General features: G+C 45.4%; 1 protein-coding gene. It reads right to left on the minus strand.

Annotation, left to right across the window (positions count from 1 at the left end):
• Positions 1–24: 24 nt before the first annotated feature.
• Positions 25–6,138 carry a hypothetical protein gene (locus tag HMJ38_RS18075; protein WP_228780124.1) on the minus strand — a complete coding sequence of 2,038 codons (6,114 nt, stop codon included), beginning with the start codon at positions 6,136–6,138 and terminating at the stop codon, positions 25–27.
• Positions 6,139–6,161: the final 23 nt, after the last annotated feature.

Genomic DNA, 6,161 nt, shown 5'->3' on the forward strand with positions numbered 1-6,161 from the left:
TCTATTTTGTTTATAAATAATGTATTAATAATAGAAATCCATTTGAATTCTATCTCCTGCCGCAAGCGCATATGCTCCATTATTGGTAGGATTATAAGTCAGTGTATTTCCACTCATCGAGTAAGCAGTATTACTGATGCGGACACCATTGACATACATTTTTACTTTACTATTTGAAGATGGAGTTTGAGTCAATGTAAAACTTGTCTGGGAAGCTGTAGCAGTAAATTCATCGGCAACTTCTCTAACCAAGCTTGCAGCAGCTGCAACGAAAGCAGTTGTGGCAATTTTTGTGGAATTATCTCCCCCTGTGGGGGTCGGCGCTAATGGTGCTCCGGTAAAAGTAGGTGAATTGGAAAAAACAACTGTTCCTGTTCCCGTTTCATCCGTAACTGCACCTGATAAATTTGCTGAAGTAAACGAACCCAAAGAAGCCACGTTACCAACTGAAGTGACCATGCCGGTTAAATTAGCGTTAGTTGCATTTGCAGTCGTAACAAAGGCGGTTGTTGCAATTTGAGTAGTATTTGTCCCTGCTGTTGGTGTTGGCGCTGAAGGTGTTCCTGAGAAGGTTGGTGATGCTAAGGGAGCTTTTAAAGCTAAAGCATCGGTCAATCCAGCAATTTTAGATTGGTCTATATTGGCTGAGGCTGATATATCTTCATTGACAATAGAACTCGCTGCGATGCTTGATGAAAACGAAGTCCAACTAGCCACTCCCGAAGAATTCGAAATCAAAACCTGACTATCCGTTTCATTATGAGTATTTGGGTAGGTTACTGCTCCGGCAGTTAGGGTGCCGCTTGTTTTAACATTGGTAACAGCAGTGTTTCCTAATTGTACGGTATTGTTTCCAGCACCTATTGCATTGTATCCAATTACAGTTTGATTAACTCCGTCTAATGAACTTGGATCCGTTCCACGCCCTAAAAGTGTATTTTGAGAACCTGTTGTGATAAGATCTCCTGCATAACCACCAACAGCCACATTTGAAATTCCTGTTGTATTTTGTTCCAGGGTATAATATCCTATTGCTGTATTCTCAGAAGCTGTATTATTTTTCAGTGCAAAGCTACCAATAGCTGTATTACGCGTGCCATTAATATTTGAGCTTTGGGCCAATGCACCAACAGCCACACTAGTATAATCGCCACCCTTACCATAACCAACAATTAACTCTCCATTTACTATAATGCCCGAACTAAATGTCTTTTCTCCAGCAATGGTTTGGGCAGTTGTCAAATCCACAAAGTTCTTTGTACTAGATCCAGTTCCTCCATTAGCAACTGGCAATACGCCATCATAAGCAGTGGCTGTTGTTGATGGCGTACTCCAAGCTAACGTTCCAGTACCTGTAGTCGATAATACTTGCCCATTGGTACCAACAGAGGTTAAGCCAGTTCCTCCATTTGCAACTGGTAATGTTCCTGTTACACCAGTGGTCAAAGGCAAGCCAGTAGCATTGGTCAAAGTTCCTGATGCTGGAGTTCCTAAAACAGGCGCAGTCAATACCGGTGCTGTTAAGGTTTTATTTGTTAAGGTTTCTGCACCAGCCAATGTTGCCAATGTTCCTGTTGTTGGCAAGGTCACATTTGTTGCAGCAGTTGCCGTTAATGTTTGAGAAAACGCACCTGCTGTAGCTAATGTACTGTTGTTGGCCAATGTCAGGGTAGCCGCAGTTGCAGGCGCAGTTAATGTTATTTTATTAATACTCGTTGCACTTGCAACTCCCAAGACCGGTGTCACCAAGGTTGGTGCGGTGTCCATTACAAATCTGGATCCTGTTCCAGTTTGGGAAGCTACAGAAGTGGTATTTCCTACACTTGTGATGGGTCCAGTCAAATTAGCGTTAGTTGCATTTGCATTTGTTACAAAAGCAGTGGTAGCCAATTGTGTTGTACTTGTTCCTGCTGGGGCTGTTGGTGCCAATGGCACACCAGTTAAAGTTGGAGAATTAGATAAAATTACACTGCCTGTTCCCGTTTCATCGGTTATAGCTGCTGCTAAATTAGCAGAAGAAGGTGTTGCTAAAAATGCAGCAACATTAGTACCCAAACCACTAACTCCTGTAGCAATTGGCAATCCAGTAGCATTGGTTAAAGTTCCTGATGCTGGAGTTCCTAAATTTGGTGCTACCAAAGTTGCAGAAGTGGCACGAACCACATTGCCTGAACCTGTGGTAGCAATTTCTTCCACAACTCCCGTACCTGCTGTTGTTCTTCCTAAAACTGTTCCGCTTGTAACATTTTGTATTTTAGCATACGTCACCCTGCTTGCTCCGATGGTGCTCACTCCGGCATTGCTAAGCGTAACATCGCCCGATAAAGTAACTTCCGTAGCTACGTTCGATCCGTTTCCAAGATATACTTTACCATCAGCAAGCGTATTGATAGCGGATAATCCTGCATCTACAAAAGCTGTGGTCGCTATCTGTGTTGAACTGGTGCCCGCAAGAGCTGTTGGGGCTGTTGGAGTTCCGGTTAACACGGGAGAGACAGATAAGACAAGTGATCCTGTTCCTGTTTCATCCGAAATAACACCCGCCAATTGGGCCGATGTAGTGGAAGCGAATCCGGTCAATGGAATGTTAGCCTTGTCCAGTTTGGCATTGGTCACATTTCCATCCAATATTTTTACAGTGGTAACCGCTGCATCTGCAATCTTGCCAGTAGTAACATTTGCATCTGCTATTTTAACTGTGGTGACATTCGCATCCGCAATCTTGGCCGTAGTCACGGCACTGTTTGCAATATCGGCAGCCACAATAGTACCGTCCAAAATCATTGAACTTACTACTTTGCCAGCTCCGATGGTGCTCACTCCGGCATTGCTAAGGGTAACATCGCCTGTTAAGGTTACCTCTGTAGCTACGTTCGATCCGTTTCCAAGATATACCTTCCCATCAGCAAGTGTGTTAATTGCAGATAATCCCGCATCTACAAAAGCAGTGGTCGCTATCTGTGTAGAACTGGTTCCCGCAAGAGCAGTTGGGGCTGTAGGTACGCCTGTCAAGGTAGGGGATGCGGACAAAACCACACTTCCTGTTCCCGTTTCATCTGTTAAAGCAGCTGCTAAATTAGCAGAAGAAGGTGTTGCTAAAAATGCAGCAACATTAGTTCCCAAACCACTAACTCCAGTAGCAATTGGCAATCCGGTAGCATTGGTTAAAGTTCCTGATGCTGGAGTTCCTAAAACAGGCGCAGTCAATACCGGTGCTGTTAAGGTTTTATTTGTTAAGGTTTCTGCACCAGCCAATGTTGCCAATGTTCCTGTGGTTGGCAAGGTCACATTTGTTGTGGCAGTTGCCGTTAATGTTTGAGAAAACGCACCTGCTGTTGCTAATGTACTGTTGTTGGCCAATGTCAGGGTAGCCGCAGTTGTAGGCGCAGTCAATGTTAATTTATTAATACTTGTTGCACTTGCAACTCCCAAGACCGGTGTCACCAAGGTTGGTGCGGTGTCCATTACAAATCTGGATCCTGTTCCTGTTTGGGAAGCTACAGAAGTAGTATTTCCTACACTTGTGATGGGTCCGGTTAAATTAGCGTTAGTTGCATTTGCCGCTGCAACGAAAGCAGTGGTAGCCAACTGAGTAGTACTTGTACCAGCAGTAGCTGTTGGTGCTGAAGGTGTTCCTGTTAAAGTAGGCGAATCAGATAGAACCACATTCCCTGTTCCTGTTATTGGATTGGATACCAACCCTTTTGAACCATCTGTAAATACCGGTAAAGATGCATTCAATGAAGAAAGTACCGGCTGTGCTGTTAAGGTGGTTACTCCTGTCACATTCAATGTTCCTCCAACAGCCGTATTTCCTGGTACTGTTGCACTGTTCAGGGTTGCTGTTCCACTTGTTTGAAGTGTTGAAAGTGATGTTACACCTGTTACTCCCAAAGTTCCTCCAACAGTGGCATTACCTGTTACTGTTGAAGTTCCCGTTGAAACATTTCCCGTGTTGGTAATCCCGGCTGTTGTCGTTGCTCCCGTCACTCCAAAAGTTCCACCTACTGTAGCATTGCCGGAGGTAGTCAGGTTTTGGGCACCGAAATCAGGGGCTATTTTTGTACCTGCTATTGCGGCCGTTGGGCTCACGTCAGCATTTATGATTGTTCCGTCCAGGATCTTTGCCGTGGTCACTGCACCGTCTGCCAGGTCTGCGGTCACAATGGTTCCATCAGCGATCATCGAGCTTACCACTCTGCTCGCCCCAATAGTGCTCACTCCTGTATTGCTAAGAGTAACATCTCCGGTTATAGTTACCTCGGTAGCTTCATTTGTTGCATTTCCAAGATAAACTTTTCCATTAGCAAGCGTATTGATAGCTGTTAGTCCCGCATCCACAAAAGCAGTGGTCGCTATCTGTGTTGAACTGGTGCCCGCAAGAGCTGTAGGGGCTGTAGGTACGCCCGTCAAGTCAGGGGATGCGGACAAAACCACATTTCCTGTTCCTGTTATTGGATTGGATACCAAGCCTTTTGAACCATCTGTAAATACCGGTAAAGATGCATTCAATGAAGAAAGTACCGGCTGTGCCGTCAGGGTTGTTACTCCTGTAACATTCAATGTTCCTCCAACGGCCGAATTTCCTGTTACTGTTGCACTGTTCAGGGTAGCAGGTCCGCTGGTCTCAAGTGTTGAAAGTGAGGTTGCTCCTGTTACATCCATGGTTCCTCCAACAGTGGCATTACCTGTTACTGTTGAAGTTCCCGTTGAAATATTTCCCGTGTTGGTAATCCCGGCTGTTGTTGTTGCTCCTGTTACGGTCAGGGTATTGTTCACGGTAGTTGCACCGTTCAGGGTTGTTGCTCCCGTTACTCCCAAAGTCCCTCCTACTGTGGCATTGCCGGTGGTGGTCAGGTTTTGGGCACCGAAATCAGGGGCTATTTTTGTACCTGCAATTGCTGCAGTCGCACTCACATCAGCATTTATGATTGTTCCGTCCAGGATCTTTGCCGTGGTCACTGCACCGTCTGCCAGGTCTGCGGTCACAATGGTTCCATCAGCGATCATCGAGCTTACCACTTTGCTTGCTCCGATGGTACTCACTCCCGTATTGTCTATGGTAACATCTCCGCTCAATGTGACTTCCGTCGCTACGTTTGCTGCATTTCCAAGGTACACTTTTCCATCAGCAAGCGTATTGATAGCTGTCAGCCCAGCATCCACAAAGGCTGTGGTAGCTATCTGGGTTGTGTTGGTACCTGCCACAGCTGTAGGTGCAGTCGGTGCTCCTGATAAGGCAGGGGATGCAGATAAAACCACATTTCCTGTTCCTGTTATCGGGTTGGATACCAATTTATTGAATGCATCAGTGAATACTGCGGAATTAGGTGCTAATGGCGCAATTGTCGGAGAAGAATTTTGAAAAACTGAATTACCTGCAAAATTGGCATTCCCTCCTAAATTAGTGTTGCCCGTTACTGCTAAATTTCCAGATAAATTAGTATTCCCTGTTACTGCTAAATTATTCCCAGCGTTAATATTGCCCTGCGTTGTAATATTACCTTGTGATGAAATATATCCACCAACATTTAGATTTTCACCAACTCCAACACCTCCTGTTACCACTACAGCTCCGGTATCTTTATTGTTGGATGAGGTATTATTTAATGACGTGGTTATACCTGTTACTCTCAATGTTCCTCCAACAGTGGCATTTCCTGTTACTGTTGAAGTTCCCGTTGAAATGTCTCCTGTGTTGGTAATCCCGGCTGTTGTTGATGCTCCTGTTACGGCCAAAGTATTGTTCACAGTAGTTGCACCGTTCAGGGTTGATGCTCCTGTTACTCCCAAAGTCCCACCTACTGTGGCATTGCCCGTTGTAGTTACATTTTGGTCACCGAAATCAGGAGCTATTTTTGTGCCTGCGATTGCGGCCGTTGGGCTCACATCAGCATTTATGATTGTTCCGTCCAGAATCTTTGCCGTGGTCACTGCACCGTCTGCCAGGTCTGCGGTCACAATGGTTCCATCAGCGATCATCGAGCTTACCACTTTGCTTGCTCCGATGGTACTCACTCCCGTATTGTCTATGGTAACATCTCCGCTCAATGTGACTTCCGTCGCTACGTTTGCTGCATTTCCAAGATAGACTTTCCCATCAGCTAGCGTATTGATAGCTGTCAGCCCAGCATCCACAAAAGCAGTGGTTGCTATCTGGG

Origin of the sequence: Aquiflexum lacus (genome assembly GCF_015476655.1) — a bacterium.
Classification (GTDB): Bacteria; Bacteroidota; Bacteroidia; order Cytophagales; family Cyclobacteriaceae; genus Aquiflexum; species Aquiflexum lacus.